We start from the raw sequence: 21,824 nt of genomic DNA, 5'->3' as shown, positions 1-21,824 counted from the left end.
ACGCGGGACCACCTGGCCACCGGTGCGTGACTGGTCCCCAAAAACCGCCCGCGCACCACACGTAATGAACGAGGCACTCCTCCTTGCCTCACTCGTTGCCCGCGACGCCGCCCGGCCTCATCACCCGACTCGCCGCGGCCCGCACCACCCGATGGTCGTCATCCCGTTGGGCCGCCACATCTACAGCGGCGCCACGCTGTGCTGCGACCCGGTGTCGTGGTTCACCCGCGCCCGCCTCATCAGCAACCCCTCCGCGTTCGTCCTCGGTCTGCCCGCCCTCGGCAAGTCGACCCTGGTGCGGCGGATGGCGATCGGGCTGGCCGGGTACGGCGTCATGCCCCTGGTCCTCGGCGACCTCAAGCCGGACTACGTGGCCAGCACCGAAGCCCTCGGCGGGCAGGTCATCACCCTCGGCCCCGGGCGCGGCTACCTCAACGTCCTCGACCCCGGCGAGGCCACCGCCGCCGCGCAACGGCTCCGCGCGGCCGGGCACCACGACCTCGCCGCGGAGGTCCTTGCCGACGCCCACGGCCGCCGTCACACCATCGTCGCGGCCCTGCTCACCATCATGCGCGGCGCCCCACCCACCGACCGGGAAGAGACCATCCTCGACCGGGCCCTGAAGGTCCTCGACACCCGCACCGACCACCAGCACGGCGCCGTCCCCGTCCTCGGTGACCTGCTCCGGGTCATCCAGGACGGCCCGTCGGAGGTCCGCGCGGTGGCGTTGGACCGGGGCAGCGACGAGCGGTACCGGGCCATCACGGAGAACCTCGAGGCGTCCCTGATCGGGCTCGTCGGGGGCGGCCGGCTGGGGGAGACGTTCTCCCGCCCGACCACGAACCCGATGCGCCGCGACGCGCCCGTGGTCTACGACGTCAGCTCCATCGACGACTCGCAGATGGACCTGCAGGCCGCGACCCTGCTGGCGTGTTGGTCCGCCGGGTTCGGCACCGTCAACGTCGCCAACGTCCTCGCCGATGCCGGCCTGGAACCCCGCCGGCACTACCTCGTGGTGCTGGACGAGCTGTGGCGGGCGCTGCGCGCCGGGCGGGGCATGGTCGACCGGGTCGACGCCCTCACCCGCCTCAACCGCAACCGCGGCGTCGGCCAGGTGATGATCTCCCACACCATGAGCGACCTCCTCGCCCTGCCAACCGAGGAGGACCGGATGAAGGCCCGCGGATTCGTAGAACGCTCCGGCCTGGTCATCTGCGCCGGCCTTCCCAGCGCGGAGATGCAGCTGCTGACCTCCGCGGTCCGACTGTCCCGCGCCGAGCAGGACCTCCTCATGGGCTGGCAAGACCCGCCGTCCTGGGACCCCGACACCGGCGACGAGACCCCACCCCCGGGGCGGGGGAAGTTCCTCGTCAAGGTCGGCGGCCGCCCCGGCATCCCCATCGACGTCCAGCTCACCACCGCCGAGCAGTCCCTGCGCGACAGCAACCGCCTCTGGCACCCCACCATCCCCACCGCCACGACGGCGTCGGCGACGGCGTCCTCGGGCCCGGGGTCAGCGGCTCCGGTGGCCCCGTCATGAGGCGGCCGAACAACCGGCGGCCGCAGCCGGGCGGCGCCTCGGCCGGCACCACCGCCCTGGCCATCGCAATCGGCGGTGTCGTCGCCGGCGTGGTCGCGGTGAACGTCGCGATGCGGCTCGGACACCGTCTCGACGCCACCGGCGTCACAGTCCCGGCGGACCCGTTCGCGGTCGTGCTGCAGGTCGCGGTGGGAGACCTGCCGTGGCCGGCCAGCGGCACGCTCATCCTCGCCGTGGCGGGTCTCGTGCTGCTCCTGCTCGTCCTGCTCGTCGGTGCCGCCCTGTTCCGCAGCGGCCGGGGCCGCACCCGGGTGGACCGGGCCGCAGCGTTCATGGGCCGCGGCACCGACATCCAGGCCCTCACCCGCCGGAGCGCCGCGCAGACCGCGAAGTGCTGACGGCGCTGGCCCAGACGCGGGTCTTTGGTCCCCTGCCGTCGATCCGCCGCACCCCGACTCGTCAACGGCGCGACCGCCGAGACTTGGCCCTCGACCTCGCGGCCGTGGGTCTTGCCGCGCTCTCGTTCTTCCTCTCCTTGATCGTGCTCGCGGGTGGCCTTCCGGACAGTTCGACAACCCGAGCGCTGGTGGCCACCGGGTTGGGCCTGGCCGGACTCGGCGTGTTCATCCACGTCGCCGTGACCGTGTGGCGGATGTACAACGCCGAGCCCACCTGAGCCGGCTAAGACCCGCTCCACGACCTTGATGCGGTGACGTACGTGTCGCTGGTCGCGGGGTCAGGCGTTCGGCACCCTCATGGTGCGTTTCCAGAACGCCCGGCAGGGCCCGCAGGTCAGCTCCTCGTTCACCGCGTCGAAGGGCACCCCGGTCGCACGAGCCCCCGCACCTCCCGTGCAGGCCAAGACCTGCCGGTTGGCGATATCCACCACGATATGCATCGGAGCATCCCCGTTTCGACCCCAACGCTCCGACGTGCCGACCGTCACCTGCATCCGTACACGGTCCTCAGGCATCGCGCCAACGACTGGCAGTTCGCGGCGAACCACCCGACTGGGCTCATGGCGATGACGATGGGGTGTCACCCCACCAGGTGGAGCCAATTCAGACCGGGTGAATTCCAGCGGTCGTCGCAGCACCTGAGTAGGATTCTGGTGGTGCGTCATGGCAGGAAAAGGACGTCCGGGTGTCGAGCCGCTGGTCGAGAAGCGGGAGTTGTTCATCCGGTTGATCACGGCCGGGGCGAGCAACAGCGCGGCGTGCCGAGCGGTCGGGGTGAACCGCAGGACCGGGACGCGGTGGCGGTACGGGCGCAGCGTCCCCGACGCCGCAGGCGGGCTGCTGCACTATCCGCCGGTGCTCAGTTCCCGCGGCGCCGCGGCCAGCGCGGTCATCAGCGCCCGCTACCTGTCCGAGGCCGACCGGATCGTGATCGGCGACCTGCACCGGGCCGGATGGAGCAGCCGGGCCATCGCGGTGCAGGTTCGGCGCAGCCCATCCACAGTCAGTCGGGAGCTGGCCCGCAACAGCGGGCCCGACGGCCGCTACGGCGCGGGCCACGCCCAGCGCCTCGCCCACGCACGGCGACGCCGGCCCCGGGCCCGGCGCGTGGATGCCGATGAGGTTCTGCGGGCCTTCGTGCAGTCGTGCATGGACCGGCGCTTCAGCCCCGAGCAGATCAGCCACGCTCTGCGGGTGCAGTTCCCCGGGGAACCGGCCCGCCAGCTGGTCCCGGAAAGCGTCTACCAGGCCCTCTACGCCACGAACCCGGTGCTGCAGCGGACGTTGCGGACCCGGCGCTGGCGACGCCGGCGGCGCCCACATCGGCGACCCGACGCGCGCCGCGCCGACCGGTTCCCGACCCCGATGGTCATGATCGAGCAGCGACCCGCGCAGGTCGCTGACCGGGTGCAGGTCGGGAACTGGGAAGGCGATCTCATCATGGGCCCGGGCAACCGGTCCGCGATCGGGACCTTGGTCGAACGCTCCACCCGGGCCGTGATGCTCGTCCACCTTCCGGCCGGGAGGACCGCCATCGCGGTCCGAGACGCGCTGATCGCCGTGTTCAGCGCCCTGCCGCTCGGGCTGCGCCGGTCACTGACCTGGGACCAGGGCAAGGAGCTCAGCGCCCACGCCGACCTCACGCGCACGATCGGGCTGCCGGTCTTCTTCTGCGACCCCCACAGCCCCTGGCAGCGCGGCAGCAACGAGAACATGAACGGCCTGCTCCGCGATTACTTCCCCAAGGGCACCGACCTCGCGGGGCACTCCGCAGCCCACCTCGCCGAGGTCGCGGCCGAGCTCAACAACCGCCCCCGCAAGACCCTCGACTGGGCCAGCCCTGCCCAGCTGATCGCCCCGCACCTGACGTCCTCGCCGCCGCCGCTACCGTTGATGACTCACACGGTCGTGCTGCAACGATGACTGGAATTCGCCCCGCCACGGTGGGGCCAGATCAGGCTCCCATTCTCACCAGCGGCAAGGTCCGGGAGCAGGTCGCAACATTGGAGGCTCGGCTGCCGGCGCGTCGCGCAACGGCTTGCCTACCTAGATGACTCCAGGTCGAGTCAGACTAGGAGAATGAACGAAGGAGTCCAGGACGGCCGGAGGTGAGGGCGTCGAACCTGGAGCGGGAGCAGGTCCTCGACTACTTCGCGGCTCAGCTGGCCGAAGACCCCGTAGTGCACCTGGAGAAGGCGGCAGTCGAGCGGGTGGGCTCGGTACTGCACGACATCTGGGACGTGCACTGCAAGGGCAGCCGCTGGTGGGCGATCAGCAACTCACTGAACTACTACTCGCAGGACGACTTCAAGAGCCGAGACGTCGCCCTGACCTTCCACATCGGGCTGATGGTGCGCATCGCCAGCCGGGAGGAAATTCCCATCACCGACGAGGCTGCCGGGTTGCTTCCGCGAGCCTGGCGCCTGTGGGAGCAGGCAGTCGAGTCCCTCGACAGTGGCCGCGAAGCCGAGGACTTCCAGGCCGTCGGGGTTCGACTGCGCGAGGCCATGGTCACCTACGCCGGCGAGGTGGCCGATGACGCGCTGGTGCCGGAGGGCGACGTCGGCCCGAAGGCGGCTGACGTTGTGGGCTGGACCAACCTGCTGATCGCACATGTGGCCGAGGGACCCTCGAGCAAGCAAGTGCGTTCCTATGCCACCAAGCTGGCGCGTGAGACGTGGGACTACGTCAACTGGTTGACGCACGCCAAGAACGCGATTGCCCACGACGCGCACATCGGCGTCGCGGCCGTCAGCCACTTCCTGTCGATGGTCACCGCAGTCACCCTGCGGGCTACATCTGACGCTCGGCGTCGGTGCGAGACCTGCGGCTCATACCGAGTGGAGAGCGGTGCCTGCACGCGCTGCGGCTGGGCAGATCCGGACTACGTATCACCGGCTTCCCGGCAGTTGGCGGACGAGGATCTTGCCGTGCGGCTGGAGGAGCCGTGCGTGCCCAGCTCGGACATCTCCACGTTCATGTCACCGGACGACCACCGCTAGACCATCGGCTGTCGGTGAAGTCGTCGCGCTGGGCGGTCATGGCCAGACGCTGACGTGTCGCCCTCAGGAGGACCAGGACGGGCGGCGCCGCCAAGCCGCCGGGCTGAGCTCTTGACATGTCTCGGGACAACTAGTTTCCTCTACGTAAAGTACTTCTTCGAGAGGGATGATGATGGAGCCAGCGAAGCAGGACGCTGCGGCCATGCTGCAGGGCGCGAGCGGGGTCGAGTCCGCAGTACGGGCCCGGGCCCCGCGCGAGGACCCGCTCTACTTCGCCACAGGTGCCGTCTACGCGCTGGCCGGGGTGGTGCTCGACCTCGGCAACAGCGACGGCGCCGGTCCGGCGGTCGCGGTGACGACGGCTGGGGTGGCTCTCATCGCCGTCATGGTCATCACTCATGTCCCCTATTGGGTCCGGCACCGGCAGGTGCGCACGCGGAGCACCCCGACCTGGCTGGAGTGGTTCCTCGCCGGCTGGGGGGCGGCCGCGTTGTTCGTCCTCGGCATCCTCCTCACCGACACCATCGACCTCGCCTTCACCTTCGGGGGCCTGGTGGGCGCCGTGCCGAGCCTGCTGTGGGCCGAGCGGCTGCGGCGCAACCGGTGACCAGCCACCCACGAGCACGTCTGGACGAGCTGGTCCACCAGCCCGTGCGCTTCTCCCTCCTTGCGGGCCTGGCCCAGGCTGACGAGCTGGAGTTCCGGTTCCTCCGCGACACCCTCCAGATCAGCGACTCAGTCCTGTCCCGCCAGGCCTCGACTCTCGAACAGGCCGGTTACATCACCATCCGCAAGGGCCACGTGGGCAAATGGCCCCGCACCTGGCTCATGCTCACCCCCGCCGGCCGCGACGCCTTCAACGACCACCTCGCCACCCTGCGTGAGATCGTCGAAACCCCAACCAACCCAACCGACTGAACCGTCCGGATGCCGGACCAGTCGTGATCGGCCCCCAGGACGGGCACGTACCGGTAGTGGGTCCACATCCGGCGACGTGGCTAGCCACTCGCTCCGCTAGCGAGCGTCGGCGACCCGGTCGAGGTACTCGATCATCGCCGGCGTCAGGCCCCCACCGGAGTGCCCCGCGTCCCCGACGACCACGAGCTCCCCGTCGGGCCAGACCTTCGACAACTGCCAGGCGACGTCCAGCGGGCCGCTGACGTCGTAGCGCCCGTGCACCATGAGACCGGGGATGCCGGTCAGACGGTGCGCGTCTCGCAGCAGCTGCCCTTCCTCGAGGAAGCACCCCTGCGACCAGTAGTGGGTCACCAGCCGCGCGAAGGCCAGCTGGAACGCCGGAGCGGCGACGGACAACCGCGGCTCGGCGCCCGGGGCCAATGACACGTGGGTGTCTTCCCAGTCGCACCACGCCTGGGCGGCGTCGGCTCGGACCTGGGGGTCGTCGGAGTGCAGCAGCTGGGTGTAGGCGGTGGCGAGATCACCGTCGCGGTGAGGCGCCGGGACGTGGTCCCTGAAGCGTTCCCATTCGCGGGGGAAGACGCGGCCCATGTCCCGGGTGATCCAGTTGACGAGCCAGCGGTCGGGGCTGGTGACCGCGGCCAAAGCGAGCTCGCTCACCCGCTCGGGGTGGGCCTGGGCGTAGGCCAGCCCGAGCGTCACCCCCCACGACCCGCCCCACACCAGCCATCTATCGATGCCCAGGTGCACCCGCAGCCGCTCAATGTCGGTGAGAAGGTGCGATGTGGTGTTCGTCGCCAGGTCGACTTCCGGCTCCCCGGCCCACGGCGTGCTGCGGCCGGCGTTGCGCTGGTCGAAGAGCACCACCCGGTAGCGTGCTGGGTCGAACTGGCGACGCATGTTCGGGGAGCAACCCGAGCCCGGCCCGCCGTGCAGCACCACGGCCGGCTTGCCATCAGGATTGCCGCACTGCTCCCAGTACAGCCGGTGGCCGTCGCCGACCTCGAGGAAGCCGGTCTCGTAGGGCTCGATCGCTGGGTACCGGTGAGCGCTCACGCACAGCATCCTGCCGTCCGGTCCGCCGGTAGTGGATTGGCGAGCGGACCACTAGCTAGTGGGGGTGAGCGTGGCGTCGATCGTCTCTGCAACGGCCTGGCGGGTCAGGTGATCCGTGTCGATGGTCAAGGTGGACGTCTCCAGGAGCCAGTCACGGGCCGCCGCGTAGCGAGGCGCGTGCTCAAGGCGCCATTGCGCGGCCCCTGCCTCCACCCGGTCGCTGCGGATTCGCGTCTCCAGGGTCGCCGGGGAGACGTCGAGGACGACTCGTTCCTGGTGCAGGCCGGCCGCGGCGACGGCTTCCCAGATCTCCACGGCGTACTGCTCGACCAGGAGGGTCATGGGACAGATCAGGCTCAGGCCACGCTGGGCCACCAGCGCGACGGCGGTACCTGCGACGAGTTGTCGCCAGGCGGCCCAGTCCTGGAAGTCGGTCACGTCCTCGTCGATGACGTGCCGGAGCATGAACCCGACCATCTCGGGGTCGAAGACCCGATGGTCAGGCCACTTGCTGGCCAGGAGCTCTGCGATGGTGGTCTTCCCTGCCCCGAAGGCGCCGTTGATCCAGACGACTCTGGGACGTCGACCGAGCGGGTCCGGGCTACCCATTGCGACACCCGGTGCGCGTTGTCCGATGCTCGCGGTCTGACCGCCCGGTGCCCCAGTGGAGGCTGTGATCATGAGGCCGCCTCGGCCGGTGACGGCCTCGCCGACTCCGTGGAGGTCGTGCGCCACGAAGTAGCCGTCGACGCCTGTGTCGAGGAGGCGTCGGATGGGTCCCGGGTAGTCGACCTTCCAGTGAGGGTCGTCGATCTCGGAGGCCAGGATCCGAGCCGTAGGGAAGGACGTGCGCAGCATCGAGACCGCGTTGGCGCTCACGGCCGGCACCAGCACGATGTCGGCGGACGGTGGCGCGGAGCGGATGTCCAGGACGATGAAGTCCGGCCCCAGTAGCTCACTCAGGTGCGCCCGAGCAGACCTGCTGAGCGGCATCGCGGTGGCGACGACCTTCGGACCCTGCGGCGACGTGGTCATCGCGGTCCTCCCCGGCTCATGCCGCGCCGGCGCCCGGCGCGAAGGCCCCACGACTCCAAATCCCCCATGTGCAGAGCCCATCACAACCAGAGCGGTCACGCGCAGCGTCGTCCCGGAACCGATCGACTACCGGACAGCGCGCCGAGCGGCCCTCGGCGCCGGATTTGGCCTCGATCGCCCGCCCCAAGGGCCGGCTGTGTCGGTGAGGGGTCGGTTGTCGGAACGGGCCCGGCGGTCTGGCCGCAACGGTCGACGCGGCGAGACGCTTCTGCTACCTGTCGCGCCCGTCCCACCACGCGAGCACGCTCGCTGCCGCGGCTCGATCGGAACGGCTGTCCGGGTCGAGACCCATGCGATCGCGGGCAACGCTGCCTAGCCAGGAGAAGACCTCCGCCTCGGAGGCGCCGGCCAAGAGCCGACCGAGTAGCGGAGCGGCATACCCGGCGTACTCGTCAGACGCTTCCGGTGCATCCCCGACGCTGATCGGGTCCCACTCCTTCAGCAGGACGACGGAGAGCTCCCGAATGAGCCGCCTGTCACGAGCTCGAGCCTGCGGCGAGCGGATCGAGGCACCGCCGTCATTCATGCCCACCATTGAAGTATGTCGATCGTCTGCTGGGTCAGCACTGACCCGTCAGCAGGATGACACTCTCGTCCTCGCTGACCCATTCACCGGCTGTCCAGACGACGTCGCCGTCCGGGCGAGGCGCCGTAGCGGTCAGCCGCGGTCGCGCCGTCTCCCAGGCCGCTACCGCGTCCGCGCCGTCGCACCAGTCCAACTGCTGGCCGCCGTACCAGTACAAGACGAGCGGAACGCCGGCGGCCACCAAGTCATCGACCTGCCGGCGGCGCATGCGTGTGGAGCGTCGCTGGTAACGCCTGCCGTCCGGCCCCTCTAGCGCCCCGGAGGACACGGCTTCCCACTGCTCAATGGCGAGCCCGACCTGCATGTACGGAGTCTGACAGCGGCTGCGGGCAAGGCGTGGGAGAACGAGGTGCGCGACCCAGACGTGGGCCCAGTTGAGGATCCCCGACCGGACGAGCCGCGGGCGGCGTCCCGTCGTCAACTTCGGGGTCAGCAGCGGCGCTCCAGCCGGGGTGGCACCGGTGGAGGGTCGGCTATCGGTCACGACGCAGGCTCTGTGGCTCATGACCGAAAATCCGGCCTCACTCACTGTCTGCTTACGCCCCCCCAGCAAGAGACGCCATAGCCGTCGAGACCGGTTTGCTCACCACTCGAGGAAGCGCGTTCAGGCAAGTGCCCCAGGCTCGATCACGACGCGCGTACCCCGACCGCAGGAGTTCGGCTAGCCACCACGACTCTTGCTTTTCGTCTTGTTGATTAGGACGACTACAGCGGAGACGGTCGTCACCATTCCCGCGAGAGCAAGAATCCACCCCGGGCGGTATCGCAGCGCACTACCCATGTCTTCATTCCAGCTGGGAAAACCATAAATCATCGCCGCAACACCTATCAGCCCAAAGATGACCACTGCGACCGTAGGATTCTTTTCCGGTTCCGCCATCTCAGACGACCTCGCAAGTGGGCGTCGTGGCGTCCGGCCCTGGCAGGAAGCCGCCGCCGGACTGTTGGATCACCGCGATCGACCGCTCTCCCTGAGCCTTCACCAGGTCTCCTCGTCTCACGGCGTCTCTTGGGGGTGATGCTCACCCAGACTGCACGGCGACCGATACTCAGGCAAACGGGGTCAAGTCACGGATCGCCGCTTCAAGGCAGGGGTGTCGAGTCGTCGAGCAAGCGATCGGGGCGCACAGGACCGACCGTCTCGCAGAGAGATCGTCTGCCGGGGCGACGGGGCGGCGGTGCTTCTGCCGCAGGTCTTGGCGCTGCGGGGGGCTTCGAGGGCCAACAGCACCGGTGAGGGGGCGCCGAGTGGGACTCGCTGCCGGCGCTGCCCATGGCGGGCGATGGCGGCCCGCTGATCGGGGCGAGGGTTGCGGCCCCGTAGCGTGATCGACATGGGGAAGTGGTGGGGCGTTCTGCTCGTGTTTGTGCTGGGTCTCGTCGTGGCTTACGTCCTGCAGCGGACGGGTTGGTAGCGGGGTACCGACGCGGCTCCGCGGTCTCACGACGAGGTGTCGTGGCTCGTGGTTGTCGGGGTGGGCGTGGGAGGCGTCGTGCTGTCTCAGGTACGCAGCTGGGGACGCCACGGTGCGGAACGGTTGGGCCGCCGCGCCAGGGACGCCCGTGACTCCGGCTGAGCGTCCGGTCGCGTGAGCAGGCCGCCGCGGTAAGGATCGCCACATGGGGGACGAAGACCACGTGGTGGACGAAGAGCGCGTTGGTGGCGGTCGGAACCGCACCGGAGGTCGGATGCGTCCGCCGGACGACCCCGACAAGACGCCGTTCCACTTCGGCTACCGGCTCATCGTCCTGTGGTTCTTCCCCCTCGTCGCCCTCGGGACCCCGTTCTTGCTGTGGGCGATCTACCAGGACATCGCCGCCGGCGAGGACGTCCGCGCCCGCTCCTACGGGATGTTCCTCATCTACCCGCTGTTCCTCGTCGCGTGGCTGTTCGAGCTGCGACGGTTCGTCCGGGCGCGTCGGCGCGGCGAGACACCGAAGCCGCACTCGTTCCGTCCGACCCCGGTCGATGACGAGTAGCTGCGATGGACGCGCAGGGAGCCGTCGACTCCGCGCCCTGTTGACGGGACGGCGGGGTGGGAGTCGCTGCCCCGTAGGCGATACAAAGAGAAAGTACGGTGACTAGGTGATACTTCCCTGGGCGGTTCGTATCGTTCTCATCATTGCGCACATTGGCGCAGTTCTGGTGTTCGTCTATGCCTACAACACGGATACCGATAGTCGATTTCTGCCGCGCATGGCCCTGATCTACCCCTTCGTTGTGGCCTTCTCGCTGATGGATGTGTGGGCGGTCATCCGCCGTCGTTTTCGAACCGGACGCACGTAGGGCACCCCTCGGGGCAGCCGCGGTTGCTCGCGCGCCACTCCCTGGGCGCTTCGATGCGGGCGCCGATCCGCTCGGTGCGGAGGACGGCGAGCCAACCGGCGCCGAGTGCCGGGGTCCGCCTTGCCAAGGTCGGCCCCTCGTCGTAGCGGCTGATCTTGACCTGACCCGTGACGGATAGCCGCGCCTCGCGTGCTCGACGAGCATGGGTGGGCCAACGGTCGGCGGTTCCTAGAGCGGCTTGCGTCTGAACGCCGCAAATCCAAGGAACACCAGCCCCATCACGATGGAGGCGGGTGCGACGTACCGCATCGGGACTCCTCGCCACGACTCGCGGTCGAGGTCTCCCAAGAGAAGCGTCCAGCCACCCATGGCCAGGAGTACCGCGCCGAACACCAAGCATCCGATCAGCTGTCGTCTCGGCACCGGACTGTCCCCCTGGCGGTGAAGTGTTGAGCGGCTTGCCATCCTGGCACCCGACCCGAGCGGCCCCCAGCCGAGGCCCGGCTCTCAGCCCGCGGCTTCATGACCGGCAACCCATCGTCGTCCGGGCGCCGTGGGCGAGGGGCCGGTAGTGCACCAGGCCGACGGCCCCCGTCTCGTCGTCCACGATGAGCAGGGCGTGCACTTCATGCTGGGGGTCCTGAATCCAGTCCCACACAGTGGCGACCGCGCACGGCAGTGAGTCACCCGATCACCTTGGGCCACTGCACTACCGACCCCACGATGACCGCCACGGGCAGGTGGCGCCGGGAGCTGGCCAGGCGATCGGCGCACGGACGAACGTCAATAGTGGCCCTGCTCATGCCTGAAGCTCTGATGACGAGTTCCGTCCGAGCGGCAACCTTTGGGTCGGCTCAGGTCTCCTAGTTGATGGTTGTCCCGCCGCACGGCTAGGGCGGCTAGGACGGTCAGGACGGACTGGGGGACACGTGACAGGGCAGGGCAGGGCTGTGGATGACACCGCGGGGGGCCAGGGGGTCGGGTTGGTTGGGGTCGAGCCTGTCGTCGTGGACGGGGCGATCGCCGGGGCTGGGGCCGCCATGGAGCAAGGGGTGTCCCCGACGGTCGACGCGGTCGTGGCGAGGACCGGCCGGCCGGCCGGGTCGACGGAGGCAGGTCAGGACGAGGTCGCGGCCTTCGTGGCGGCCAGCTGGGGGCGGCTGTACGGGGCGGCGTACCTGATGTGTGGGGACGCGGCGGACGCGGAGGACGTGGTGCAGACGGTGATGGCGACCGTGGTCGAGCGGTGGGGTCGGATTCGGCGCCGTGACGAGCCGATCGTGTACGCGCGGCGGGTCCTGGCGCACGAGGCGTACCGGCGCTCACGGCGGCGGCGGCTGGAGCTGGACCGGCTGGTCCTGCTCCGACGGGCTGACCGCGGCATCTCCGCTTCGGATCCGGTGGGTGAGCTGGTGCAGCGCGACGAGCTGTTCCGGGCGTTGCAGCGTCTTGCGCCGCGGCGGCGGGCGGCGGTGGTCCTGCGGTTCTACGGCGACATGAGCGAGGCCGACACCGCGTCGGCGTTGGGCTGCTCGGTCGGGACGGTGAAGAGCCAGACCAGCAAGGGGCTGGCCCGGTTGCGTGACTTGATGGCAGAAGGGGCGAGGACATGACCACTGGTGACCGCAACCGCACATCTGGCGATCTGGATGGCGTCGAAGATCTGCAGCGGCGTTTCGACGGACTGACAGACTCTTTCGACACGCCAGGGGACAGCTGGCAGCGGGTCACGGCCCGGGTCCGTTCCCGCCGTCGGCGGCGTCGTGCAGTCGCGGCGGGCGTGACAAGCGTGGGTGGGGTGATGGTTCTGGCCGCGACGGCGTGGGCCGGCGGGGGGCTTGTCGGCCTGGAGCTGCCTGATGTGCGCCCTGCGGGCCTTCCCCCGCACGTCGCCTCGACCACGCTGGAGCCGGACTACCCGGAGTACCGGTTCTGGGACGGCGCGGCGTCGATGGTGGGGGTGGCGGTGGCCGGTCCAAGCGCGCAAGTGCTGGATGACCTCTACCTGGCCGAGAATCTCCTCATCCAGGACTGCATGCAGGATCGCGGGGCTGACTGGACGTGGGACCCGCAGCGCATCAATGTCGAGAACGCCGAGACCGGCCCGGACGAGAAGCTGGTCCGGGTCCGAGCGCAGAGCGAGCGGATGGCGTCGTTCGGGGACCCCGACGTCGCGGCGGAGCAGGGCTATGGCATCGACTGGCCGGCCTGGCAGGCGGGTGTGCTGGACGCCTACCCCCCGCGGCTGGACGAGCCGGCGAAGTACGGGGTCCAAGGGAGCGAGGACCCTGAGCGCTCCCGGCGCCTCGTCGAGGGCGACGGCACGGGACAGGGCTGCGCCGAGCGGGCGCGGACCGAGCTGTACGGCGACGCGAGGCAGTGGGAACGCAGCACCAGCCGGGCGGGCGACGTCGGCGACGTGTTCCAGCTGCGGGCCTTCGCCACGCAGCACTTGGTCCAGCTTCAGGCCGCCGACGTTGCCTGGTCGAGCTGCATGGCCCAGCGCGGCTGGCGGAACCTGTCCGAACAGCTCGACGCCTACTCCCTTGCGTTCGAGGCCTGGGGCGCAGCGGAGCCCGACGCCGCCGACACGGAGCGCAGAATCGCGGTCGATGACGCGCATTGCGTTCAGCAGACCGGCTACGACGACGTCTACGCCGACGCCGAGGCCGCGGTCGTAGAACATGTCCAGGACGACCCGGACCTGGCTGCCTACGGTGCCCTGATCGAACGGGGTCTGTCCCGCGCCGCGGACGTCCTGCAAGAGGACCGTGACTCACGCCTGACCCCTGAGCAGCGCGAGGCAGTAGAGCGAGCGGAGGGCGAGCTGATCGCCGAGGCCGACGCGATGCAGCAGCAGAGCGAGTACCTGCAATGCATGGCCGAGCAAGGGTTGGTGGTCGCCTCGCTCGACGAGGACTACCAGGCCGAGGCGCCGGACCTCGACGAGATCACCCCCCCGGATGCATCCGCCGCAGACGTGGACGACGCACACCGCTCGTGCCTGCAGCCGTGACGCAGAAAAGCCCGGTCGCTGGCGCCGTCGCACCAGGGCGCGACCCGGGGACCTGGAACCTGGCAGGGGACGATCAACGGCATGCGTGACGAGTCTCGATCGTTGGTGCTCCACAAGCAGTGGCAGCTACGTCCTGGTGTCAGCCCCGACGACGTCGTGGCGCTGGTGCAGCAGCAGGTCTTACCCGCCTACCAGCGTCTCTCGGACGACGTCACGCTGGGCCTGGAGCTGAGCCTCGACGGCACCTCAGTCGTCGCGGTACAACGCTGGCTGAGCCCCGAGGCGCAGGAAGCGGTCGTGTCGTCAGACAGCTACTCGGCCTGGTGGGCCGACTACCAGCCTGCTCTGGCCGAGTGGGACCGGTTGCTGGCTTTCGTCAGCGAATGGAACACCGTCGATGTCGACCTCCGCGGCCGGGACGCCACCTGACCCGTTCCGTTGACCGATCCTCAGCCGGACGGCGCGCCGAGCCGGCTGAACGCCCTGTTCTTGCTCTGGCGGCCCGCCGTAAGGGACGGCTGTGTCAGTTGGGGCTCCCCAATTGGCGGTGGATGCGGAGTGAGCTGCCTTCACGCGGCCCGCCGAAACCGCGGACAGGGCTGGCACCGAGGCGGGGAGTCGAGGGCGAGGGCGCTACACGGCCACGCCCAGGTGCGGCGAACTGCGGATGATGAAGTTCGGGACCTCGGTTGCCGGGGCGGTGAGGTGCATCGTCGGGGCCAGTCTCGGCAGCACCTGCAGGGCGACGTGGACCTGGGTCCGGGCCAGCGCGGTGCCGATGCAGCCGTGGGTGCCCCGCCCGAACGTGAGGGGGTCGGCGGTGTGCGGGCGTCCCGGTCGCAGGTCGTCGGGCTCGGGGAAGGCGTCCGGGTCGCGGTTCGCGGCGCCGAAGGCCACCCAGAGCCGCGCCCCCGAAGGGACCTCGACCCCGGCCAGGGTGGTCAGCGACGGGCATGCCCGGAACAGGCCTACCCCGGCGGTGTCGAGTCGGAGCAGTTCCTCGACGAGGGGAGGGAGGTCGACGTCGCCGGTCGCGAGCCGGGCCCACAGCGGCCGGTCGGCGAGCAGGCGAACGAACATGTTGGTGAGCGTGCTGACCGTGGTCTCGTGCCCGGCGAAGAGGACGTTGGCGATGTCGCCGACCAGCTCGTCCTCGGTGAGGTCGTGCGTACCCTCGCGGGCCCCGATGACGAGGTCGCGGACGATCCCGGGCTGGAGCTCCTGCTCGTTCAGGGCGAGGGCGGCACGGACGTAGGCGTCGAACTCCTTGAAGCCGTGAGCCGCGGCGACGTACGCCGCTACGGGCAGCCCGGGCACCTGGGGGACGACGAACGCGTCCGACCAGCCGGAGAACTTCGGGGCGTCCTCGACGGGGAGGCCGAAGAAGCGGGCGACGGTTCGGGAGGGCAGGGGCCGGGTGAAGCCGTCGACCAGGTCGGTGCCACCCTCGGCGAGCATGCGGTGGACGAGCGCTTCGGCGTCGTCGCGGACGTCCGGTTCCAGCACGCGGACCCGGCTGGCTGTGAACGCCCGGGTCATGGCCGTGCGGAGCCGGCGGTGCTGGGCGCCGTCGGCGCTGACCATCGAGTGCTGCCACAGCGGACCCGTCGGTGGGTAGACGTCCAACGCCGCGGGCGGGAGGTGGGCCGTCGGTATGTAGGTCCCGCCGGACGGGAAGCGCGCCGGGTCGGCCAGCACCTCGCGCACCGCGTCGTAGCCCGTGACGGCCCACATCTGCAGGGCCGGGACGAAGACCACGGGCGACGTCGACCGGAGGCCGGCGAGCTGGTCGAACCGGTCGGCGGCCATGGTCGGCGAGGCGGGGTCGAAGGTATGGACGGGACCGGACGGGTGCGGTTCCTGACCTCGGGCGGGCACGGCGGTCATCGGACGGTGGTGCGCACGTAGGCCAGGAGAGGTGCTACGTCGGTCGCGAACGTGGTGACCCGGTCGGCCACGGTGTCGTCGAGCCAGGCCGCCTTCGGCAGGGATTGCATGACGACGAGCTGCTTGAGGCGCAGGTACGGCGCCATCGGGTGCTCCGCGTGCTCGGCGTAGCCGCGTGGCATGGTCTTGACCGCGTCGGACGTGTCGAGCTCGTGGCCGGCGGCGCGCAGCTCCTCGACGACCTGCGCGAACTGTTCTGGCTCCTCGAGCATGTGCTGACGGATCGGGTCGAGCGCCGGGGTCGGCGGCTTGTAGAGGCCGCCGGCGAGGAGCCCACCGTCCGCGGACAGCTGGACGTAGACCAGCCCGGCGCTCTCGGCCTTGGTGCCGCCCGGGGTGAGCAGGCCGGACCGGGAGGTCGAGTAGGGCGACTTGTCCTTGCTGAAGCGCACGTCGCGGTTCATGCGGAACGTCGTCGCCGCGCCGCCTCGAAGCGGGGCGGCGGTCCCGGCCAGGCGGCCCGTGACCTCCTCGAGCAGGTGGACGAACGGTTCGTCGACGGAGCGGTCGTAGGTGTCCCGGTTCTCGGCGAACCAGGCGCTGTCGTTCTTCTCGGCCAGCTCCGACAGGAAGGTGAAGGTGGCCTCGGTGAAGCCGTTGCCGTGAGCACTCATCGTCGCTCCTGGGGTCGGGGGTGGCCGGACAGTAACTGAACGATGTGTTCAGAAGCAACCATCGAGTCCACGAACAGCGGTACCCTGCCCTGGTGACGACCGGTGCCACGACCCCGCCCGATGCACTGGACCCACGTGTGGTCCGGACGCGGCGAGACGTCCTGGACGCGACCATCGAGGAGCTGCTCGAGGGCGGCTGGGACTCGGTCACCCACGCCCGGGTCGCCACACGGGCGGGGTACGCCAAAGCGACCCTCTACACGCACTGGCCCGACCGCCTCGCACTGGTGCGGGACTCGTTCGCGGCCTTCGGCCAGATGCCGCACCACGAGCCGACCGGCGACCTGCGCACCGACCTGCTGGGGGAGCTCGTCAGTTTCCGCACAGCGATGGTCGAGCACCGTCTCGACCGCGCGCTGGTCGTCCTCGCCGAGCGGTCCGGCCCCGTCCCGGAGCTGGCCTTCGTTCGTGACGCGTTTGTCGAGGACGGCGAGCGACCGATGCGCCGGCTGCTCGGCGGGGTCGTGGTCGAGCCGGCGCTCGGGGCGCTCACGGCGATGCTGTGCGGCGCGGTCGTCCACCCGGTCCTCCTGCGCGGCCACGTCCCCACCGACGAGGAGCTCGCCGTCGTCGTCGACGTCGCCATCGCGGGGCTGCCCGCAGCCCGGTCATGACGTCGCTGGTGCTGGCCACCGGCGAGGTCGACCTGGACCTCACGCTCGCGCCGCTGGCCATGCTCCCGGGCGACCCCACGCTGCGGCTGCGCCCAGGCCGGCTGGACCGGGCGACCCTCACCCCGTCAGGACCGGGCGCGATCAGCGTCGCCTGGGACCGCCCGGCAGCCGAGGCCACCGTCACCACCTCCGGGCCGGGGGCCGGGTGGCTGGCCGACCAGGCCCCGGCGCTGCTCGGCCTGCTCGACGACCCGACCGGCTTCGCCCCCGCCGCCGGACCGCTGCGTGAGGTGTGGCGGCGCCACCGGGGGGACCGGGTCGGCGCGACCGGGACGCTGTGGCACGACCTGGCCTGGTTCGTGCTCCAGCAACGCGTCACCCGCGGCGAGGCCGCCGAGCAGTGGGACCGGTTGGTGCGCGCGTTCGGCATGCCGGCGCCCGGCACCGACGGGCTGATGCTCCCGCCCGCGCCGGAGGCCATCGGCCGCCTTACCTACGACCGGCTGCACCCCCTCGGCATCGAGCGGCAGCGCGCGGACAACCTCATCGCGGCGGCCCGCTGCGCCTACCGGCTGCACCGCGACCCGGACCTGGAGGCGGACACGGCCCTGGCCGCCCTCGCGCAGGTGCGCGGGGTCGGGCCGTGGACGCTGGCTTGCCTCGCCACCGTTACCTACGGCCGCGCCGACACCGTCATTACCGGGGACTCGGGGATCCCGTCCATGGTCTCGTGGCTGCTCGCCGGAGAGCGGCGGGCCGACGACGCCCGGATGACCGAGCTGCTCGAGCCCTACCGGCCGCACCGGTACCGGGTGGTCCGGCTCGCCTCCGGCACCCGACCCCCGCGCCGGGCGCCACGGGCACCCGTGCACGAGATCAGGGGCCGCTGACGTGATCCCCGCCGACCGCTTCCCCCACGTCGAGGTGACGTCCCGGTCCGAGCTCCGGTCCTGGCTGCTCGCGCACCACGAGCAGCCCGACGGCGTCTGGCTCGTCACGTGGAAGAAGGCCACCGGCAGCCGCTGGTTCCCCCACCAGGACGTGGTCGACGAGCTGCTCTGCTTCGGCTGGACCGACGGCGTCATGCAGAAGCTCGACGACGAGCGCACCCTGCAGCTCGTCACCCCACGGCGGGTAGAGCACTGGGCCCGCAGCTACAAGCGACGGGTCGACGTCCTCACCGCCGAGGAGCGCATGCACCCTTCCGGACTTCGCGCGGTCGAGGCGGCCAAGGACTCAGGGCTCTGGACGTTCATGGACGACGTCGACGACCTCGTGGTCCCCGAAGACCTGGCCGAGGCCCTTGCCATTCGCCCCGGCGCCCGGGCGTTCTTCGACGCGGTCCCGCCGGCCAGCAAGCGCTTCTCCCTGCGGTGGATCAAGCTCGCGAAGACCGAGGCCACCCGCGGTCGGCGACTCACCACCACCGCCGACCTCGCACAGCAGGGCCGCCGGGTGCCAGGCAGCTAGTAGGCCGCTCCACGATTGGGACGGGGCCGACCGGGCTGGCTCTACGCGCTGGTCCACTGCCTGCTGCCTAGTTCCTATCGTGGCCAGTGTTCTCTGCCGTGAGCGGATCCCTATCCGGGCATCACTCTTGAACATGTTCAGTCGAACGTGTTCAACTGGGTCATGCCCGCCACCCGCGACCGGAGCGACACCCGCGTTCTCCTCCTGGACACCTCGCTGCGGCTGTTCCGTGAGCGGGGCTACGAGGCGACGACCATGCGCCTGATAGCCACCGAGGCCGGGGTATCGGTCGGAAACGCCTACTACTGGTTCCCCGGCAAGGACCACCTGGTGCAGGAGCTCTACCAGCGACTGCAGGTCGAGCACCGCGACGCCGTCGCGGCGCGTCTGCTGTTGGGGGGGACCCTCGAGCAGCGGTTGCGGGGCACGTGGCTGGCCGGCATCGAGGTGTTCGCGCCGTACCGGTCGTTCGGGTCCGGCTTCGTGCAGGTCGCCATCCGCCCCGGCGACGCGGCGAGCCCGTTCAGCGAGGCCAGTGCAGAGGCCCGGCGCCTGGCCGTGGGCCTGCTGGAGGACGTGGTGCAGGGCGCCCGCCCCCCGGTCCAAGGACCGGTCGCGGCGAAGCTGCCCGAGCTGCTCTGGCTCGCCTGGCTGGGCGTCACCCTCTTCTGGGTCTACGACACCTCACCCGACGCGGCTCGTACCCGGCACCTCGTCGAGCGCAGTGCGCCGCTGCTGGCACGTCTGGTCCGGTTGAGTCGACTACCGGTGCTCCGGGGCACGGTGCAAGACGTGCTCGACCTCGTCGACGAGGTCAGGCCGTGACCTCCACGGCGCAGCAGCGCCGAGACGAGGCCGGTCTGCGACTGGTCGGACGCGGCCTGCTCGAAAGCCTGGTCGCCGGGATGGCGATCGGGCCGATCGTGGTGCTGTTGATGCTGCTGATCTTCTACGCGGCCGATCTTGCCGACATCTTCCGTAACGGCAACCTTGGCCAGGCCGCGGCGTACGGCTTCTTCGCCCTCGTCATCGCCACCCCCGTGGGGCTGGCGGGCGGGGTCCTAGCCCTTGTGGTGCTGGGCGTCGTCACCCGCTACCGCGCCTCCGACTGGGCCACCTCACGCACAGCGTGGCTCGCGCCGGCCGTCACCGTCGGCGTCGCGACAGTCATCTCTGGCGTCCTCAGCGGCCTGTGGTGGTTCTACCTGGCCGCGGCACCAGCCGCAGCAATCACAGCATGGCGCGGACAGCGAGCCGTCACCCGCTACGCCAACGCCACAGCAGTCCCGAGCCAAGCCCCCAGAACGACCTTGTGACACCCACCCCACGCAACCACCGCCTGCCGACCGCATCCCTTCGGCCGCGCCTTCTAGCAGCCGACCCCGCAAGATGGATCGCATGCCGCTGATCGAGTGCGACGAGGTGGTGGACGCGCTGCAGGTGTACGACGGAGACGTCATCGAGCACCCGACGCTCAGGGCTCCGATGACGATCGCAGCGCACCTGCACTACGACCCCGAACCGAACATCCTCGAGCTCACTCCCGGCGTGGTGACGTTCGACGTCGTACACGACATGAACGTCGACGGCGAGCTCGATCCGGATCGAGAGGCCCTCGAGCTGACCGTCGTCCCCGGCATGCGACTGCGGCGCCTCTTCAGGTACGTGCCGCCTCCCGCATACCGCTGGCGCTGAGGGATTGCCTCTTGCCGCAAGCCGATCCTCTGCCGGACGGCGCGCCCAGGGCCGATCGCTGCAGCATTACGTGGCGATCTCTCGCCTCGGAGGGCCGACGGTATCGATGAGGGGGCGCTGACTGGGAAGCCCGTCAATGCGTGCTCTCGTTCGGCCTTCGTGGGGCTGGCGGTCGCCAGGGCCGCGGCGGGAATCTTGTTGGCTGGGTCGGCGGGGGTATGTGACGGTGAGCGCATGCCGGTCGGGGGGACGCGCGTGCGTCTGCCGCTGCCCCTGGTCGTTCTGGTGGCCGGCACGCTGGTCTCGGTCCTGGGCGACAGCGTTGCCTCGTTCGCGCTGATCCTGGACGCGAGCGAGCTCGGCCCGCCGTGGTGGGTGACGATCGTCTTCTTCGCCGAGCTGGTCCCGCCACTGCTGCTGGCCCCTGCTCTGGGGGTGCTGGTCGACCGGTTCAACGTACGGACGGTTTGGATCAGCGCGGCCCTCATCCAGGCCGTCTGCTTCGCCGCCGCGGCCGCCGTGCCCGACTTCTCCACCCGCGTCGCGCTGATCGCGGTGGCCAACGTGTTCGCCGTGGCCTCCTCCGCGGCGGCGTTCCGGCTCACCCCGGAGCTCGCGGGACCGGTCCCGACCCAACGCGCGAACAGCCTCGTCGCGGGCGCGGTGTCCTTCGCGTTCATCCTCGGCCCCGGTCTGGCCGCCGGCGTGTACGACGCCGCGGGCAGCACGCTCCTGCTGGGCGCCAACGCCGCCTCGTTCCTCGTCGTGGCGGTGCTGGTGCGTGCGGTCGTCCAGGTCGTCCCTCGCGGCGACCTGGAGGTCGGCAGCCGGTTTCTGGGAGCAGGCCGGTGACGGCCTGCGCGTACTGCGGAGCAGTCCTCTGGTTTGGGTGGTGCTGGGGCTGGCCGCCGGCATCGTGTTCACCACCTTCATCGAGGGCGTCGCCGGCGTGCTGTATCTGCCCGAGGTGACCGGCAGCAACTTCCGCTTCGGCCTGCTGGTGTCGATCTGGGCCGCTGGCGCGCTGGCAGGTTCCCTCGTCTCGGGGCACCGGTGGCTCGAGGGCCGCGAGATCGATCTCGTGGTGTGGGGCGGCGCGCTGATCGGGACAGCGCTGCTCGTCGAAGGTCTGGTCCCCAACACGTGGGTCATCGCCGCGGTCTTCGTCCTGGGAGGAGTGGGCAACGGTCTGCACAACGTCGGCATCCGCACCACCATCCACCGCCACATCCCCGAACAGGCCCACGGGCGCGCCTGGTCCTACTACAGCGTCATGGTCAACGCCTGCGTCGTCCTCGGCTACCTCGTCGGAACCCCCTGGGGCGTCATGTCCGCCCAGGCCCTCATCGTGCTGTCCGGAGTCCTGACCCTGCTCGTCAGCAGCTACGCCGTCTGGCGCATCCGGAACCTGGCCACGCGCACCACCGCAGGACCCGCCGGATAGCGAGGTCCCCGGCTCCTCTCCT

The 21,824-nt window shown here is 70.3% G+C and carries 26 protein-coding genes; 20 read left to right on the top strand and 6 right to left on the bottom strand.

Features of this window, described 5'->3' with window-relative positions; translation table 11 throughout:
• Window positions 1–151: 151 nt before the first annotated feature.
• From SJY06_RS03905 to SJY06_RS03895, 3 genes are read left to right on the top strand one after another with little or no spacing between them, the layout of a single operon-like run.
• Entirely contained in the window at window positions 152–1,540 is a 1,389-nt protein-coding gene (locus tag SJY06_RS03905; protein ID WP_380164832.1) for a hypothetical protein, read from the top strand.
• Window positions 1,537–1,938 carry a hypothetical protein gene (locus SJY06_RS03900; protein WP_380164830.1) on the top strand — a complete coding sequence of 134 codons (402 nt, stop codon included), beginning with the start codon at window positions 1,537–1,539 and terminating at the stop codon, window positions 1,936–1,938. Before SJY06_RS03905 ends, SJY06_RS03900 begins: the two co-directional genes overlap by 4 nt.
• Window positions 1,932–2,216: a hypothetical protein gene (locus SJY06_RS03895; RefSeq protein ID WP_380164828.1), complete on the top strand. Its 285-nt coding sequence runs from the start codon at window positions 1,932–1,934 to the stop codon at window positions 2,214–2,216. The genes SJY06_RS03900 and SJY06_RS03895 overlap by 7 nt, the downstream gene beginning before the upstream one ends.
• A 60-nt stretch (window positions 2,217–2,276) precedes the next feature.
• Here the strand turns inward: SJY06_RS03895 and SJY06_RS03890 are convergent, their stop codons facing one another.
• Window positions 2,277–2,492, bottom strand: coding sequence for a hypothetical protein (locus SJY06_RS03890; protein ID WP_380164826.1), 216 nt, complete (start codon window positions 2,490–2,492; stop codon window positions 2,277–2,279).
• Between the two features lie 169 nt (window positions 2,493–2,661).
• Between SJY06_RS03890 and SJY06_RS03885 the strand changes: the two genes are divergently transcribed.
• From SJY06_RS03885 to SJY06_RS03870, 4 genes are all read left to right on the top strand, one after another.
• Complete coding sequence (locus SJY06_RS03885) at window positions 2,662–3,921, top strand: IS30 family transposase (RefSeq protein ID WP_380164824.1); 1,260 nt, start codon at window positions 2,662–2,664, stop codon at window positions 3,919–3,921.
• Window positions 3,922–4,106: 185 nt separating this feature from the next.
• On the top strand, window positions 4,107–5,000 hold the full coding sequence (locus tag SJY06_RS03880) for a hypothetical protein (RefSeq protein ID WP_380164822.1): 894 nt from the start codon (window positions 4,107–4,109) through the stop codon (window positions 4,998–5,000).
• A gap of 202 nt (window positions 5,001–5,202) precedes the next feature.
• Window positions 5,203–5,607, top strand: a complete 405-nt coding sequence (locus tag SJY06_RS03875) for a hypothetical protein (protein WP_380164820.1) — start codon at window positions 5,203–5,205, stop codon at window positions 5,605–5,607.
• On the top strand, window positions 5,604–5,918 hold the full coding sequence (locus tag SJY06_RS03870; protein WP_380164818.1) for a winged helix-turn-helix domain-containing protein: 315 nt from the start codon (window positions 5,604–5,606) through the stop codon (window positions 5,916–5,918). The genes SJY06_RS03875 and SJY06_RS03870 overlap by 4 nt, the downstream gene beginning before the upstream one ends.
• 96 nt (window positions 5,919–6,014) lie before the next feature.
• Here SJY06_RS03870 and pip read toward each other — a convergent pair whose 3' ends face one another.
• From pip to SJY06_RS03855, 3 genes are all read right to left on the bottom strand, one after another.
• Entirely contained in the window at window positions 6,015–6,974 is a 960-nt protein-coding gene (gene pip / locus SJY06_RS03865; RefSeq protein ID WP_380164816.1) for a prolyl aminopeptidase, read from the bottom strand.
• A 51-nt stretch (window positions 6,975–7,025) separates the two neighbouring features.
• Window positions 7,026–8,009 (bottom strand): AAA family ATPase, encoded by a 984-nt coding sequence (locus SJY06_RS03860; protein ID WP_380164814.1) that lies wholly within the window; start codon window positions 8,007–8,009, stop codon window positions 7,026–7,028.
• A gap of 620 nt (window positions 8,010–8,629) precedes the next feature.
• A complete protein-coding gene (locus SJY06_RS03855; RefSeq protein ID WP_380164812.1) occupies window positions 8,630–8,959 on the bottom strand; it encodes a hypothetical protein in 330 nt (109 codons plus the stop codon).
• Between the two features lie 1,385 nt (window positions 8,960–10,344).
• On the opposite strand from SJY06_RS03855, the gene SJY06_RS03850 reads away from it, so the two are divergent.
• From SJY06_RS03850 to SJY06_RS03830, 5 genes are all read left to right on the top strand, one after another.
• Entirely contained in the window at window positions 10,345–10,635 is a 291-nt protein-coding gene (locus SJY06_RS03850) for a hypothetical protein (RefSeq protein ID WP_380164810.1), read from the top strand.
• A 106-nt stretch (window positions 10,636–10,741) separates the two neighbouring features.
• The gene (locus SJY06_RS03845) at window positions 10,742–10,942 is read left to right on the top strand and encodes a hypothetical protein (protein WP_380164808.1); all 201 of its coding nucleotides are present in this window, start codon (window positions 10,742–10,744) and stop codon (window positions 10,940–10,942) included.
• Window positions 10,943–11,949: 1,007 nt separating this feature from the next.
• On the top strand, window positions 11,950–12,555 hold the full coding sequence (locus SJY06_RS03840) for a SigE family RNA polymerase sigma factor (RefSeq protein ID WP_380164806.1): 606 nt from the start codon (window positions 11,950–11,952) through the stop codon (window positions 12,553–12,555).
• On the top strand, window positions 12,552–13,958 hold the full coding sequence (locus tag SJY06_RS03835) for a hypothetical protein (protein ID WP_380164804.1): 1,407 nt from the start codon (window positions 12,552–12,554) through the stop codon (window positions 13,956–13,958). The genes SJY06_RS03840 and SJY06_RS03835 overlap by 4 nt, the downstream gene beginning before the upstream one ends.
• An 81-nt stretch (window positions 13,959–14,039) precedes the next feature.
• Window positions 14,040–14,387 carry a hypothetical protein gene (locus tag SJY06_RS03830; protein ID WP_380164802.1) on the top strand — a complete coding sequence of 116 codons (348 nt, stop codon included), beginning with the start codon at window positions 14,040–14,042 and terminating at the stop codon, window positions 14,385–14,387.
• Between the two features lie 204 nt (window positions 14,388–14,591).
• Here the strand turns inward: SJY06_RS03830 and SJY06_RS03825 are convergent, their stop codons facing one another.
• Entirely contained in the window at window positions 14,592–15,845 is a 1,254-nt protein-coding gene (locus SJY06_RS03825; protein ID WP_380164800.1) for a cytochrome P450, read from the bottom strand.
• Window positions 15,842–16,519 carry a DUF2461 domain-containing protein gene (locus SJY06_RS03820; RefSeq protein WP_380164798.1) on the bottom strand — a complete coding sequence of 226 codons (678 nt, stop codon included), beginning with the start codon at window positions 16,517–16,519 and terminating at the stop codon, window positions 15,842–15,844. The genes SJY06_RS03825 and SJY06_RS03820 overlap by 4 nt, the downstream gene beginning before the upstream one ends.
• 92 nt (window positions 16,520–16,611) lie before the next feature.
• On the opposite strand from SJY06_RS03820, the gene SJY06_RS03815 reads away from it, so the two are divergent.
• The 8 genes from SJY06_RS03815 to SJY06_RS03780 all read left to right on the top strand — a co-directional run bounded on the left by SJY06_RS03815 (window position 16,612) and on the right by SJY06_RS03780 (window position 21,802).
• Entirely contained in the window at window positions 16,612–17,193 is a 582-nt protein-coding gene (locus tag SJY06_RS03815) for a TetR/AcrR family transcriptional regulator (protein WP_380164796.1), read from the top strand.
• Window positions 17,190–18,083, top strand: a complete 894-nt coding sequence (locus tag SJY06_RS03810) for a DNA-3-methyladenine glycosylase family protein (RefSeq protein WP_380164794.1) — start codon at window positions 17,190–17,192, stop codon at window positions 18,081–18,083. Before SJY06_RS03815 ends, SJY06_RS03810 begins: the two co-directional genes overlap by 4 nt.
• 1 nt (window position 18,084) lies before the next feature.
• On the top strand, window positions 18,085–18,663 hold the full coding sequence (locus tag SJY06_RS03805; RefSeq protein WP_380164792.1) for a YdeI family protein: 579 nt from the start codon (window positions 18,085–18,087) through the stop codon (window positions 18,661–18,663).
• Between the two features lie 162 nt (window positions 18,664–18,825).
• Entirely contained in the window at window positions 18,826–19,488 is a 663-nt protein-coding gene (locus SJY06_RS03800) for a TetR family transcriptional regulator (protein WP_380164790.1), read from the top strand.
• Window positions 19,485–19,979: a hypothetical protein gene (locus SJY06_RS03795; RefSeq protein WP_380164788.1), complete on the top strand. Its 495-nt coding sequence runs from the start codon at window positions 19,485–19,487 to the stop codon at window positions 19,977–19,979. Before SJY06_RS03800 ends, SJY06_RS03795 begins: the two co-directional genes overlap by 4 nt.
• Window positions 19,980–20,061: 82 nt before the next feature.
• Window positions 20,062–20,358, top strand: coding sequence for a hypothetical protein (locus SJY06_RS03790; RefSeq protein WP_380164786.1), 297 nt, complete (start codon window positions 20,062–20,064; stop codon window positions 20,356–20,358).
• A gap of 234 nt (window positions 20,359–20,592) precedes the next feature.
• Window positions 20,593–21,210 (top strand): MFS transporter, encoded by a 618-nt coding sequence (locus SJY06_RS03785; RefSeq protein WP_380164784.1) that lies wholly within the window; start codon window positions 20,593–20,595, stop codon window positions 21,208–21,210.
• Window positions 21,211–21,247: 37 nt separating this feature from the next.
• Complete coding sequence (locus tag SJY06_RS03780) at window positions 21,248–21,802, top strand: MFS transporter (RefSeq protein WP_380164782.1); 555 nt, start codon at window positions 21,248–21,250, stop codon at window positions 21,800–21,802.
• Window positions 21,803–21,824 lie beyond the last annotated feature (22 nt).

The sequence above is a fragment of the Jannaschia sp. R86511 genome (assembly GCF_042466345.1).
Classification (GTDB): domain Bacteria; phylum Actinomycetota; class Actinomycetes; order Actinomycetales; family JBBAYJ01; genus Aquipuribacter.
This window is presented reverse-complemented; position numbering and strand designations above follow the sequence as displayed.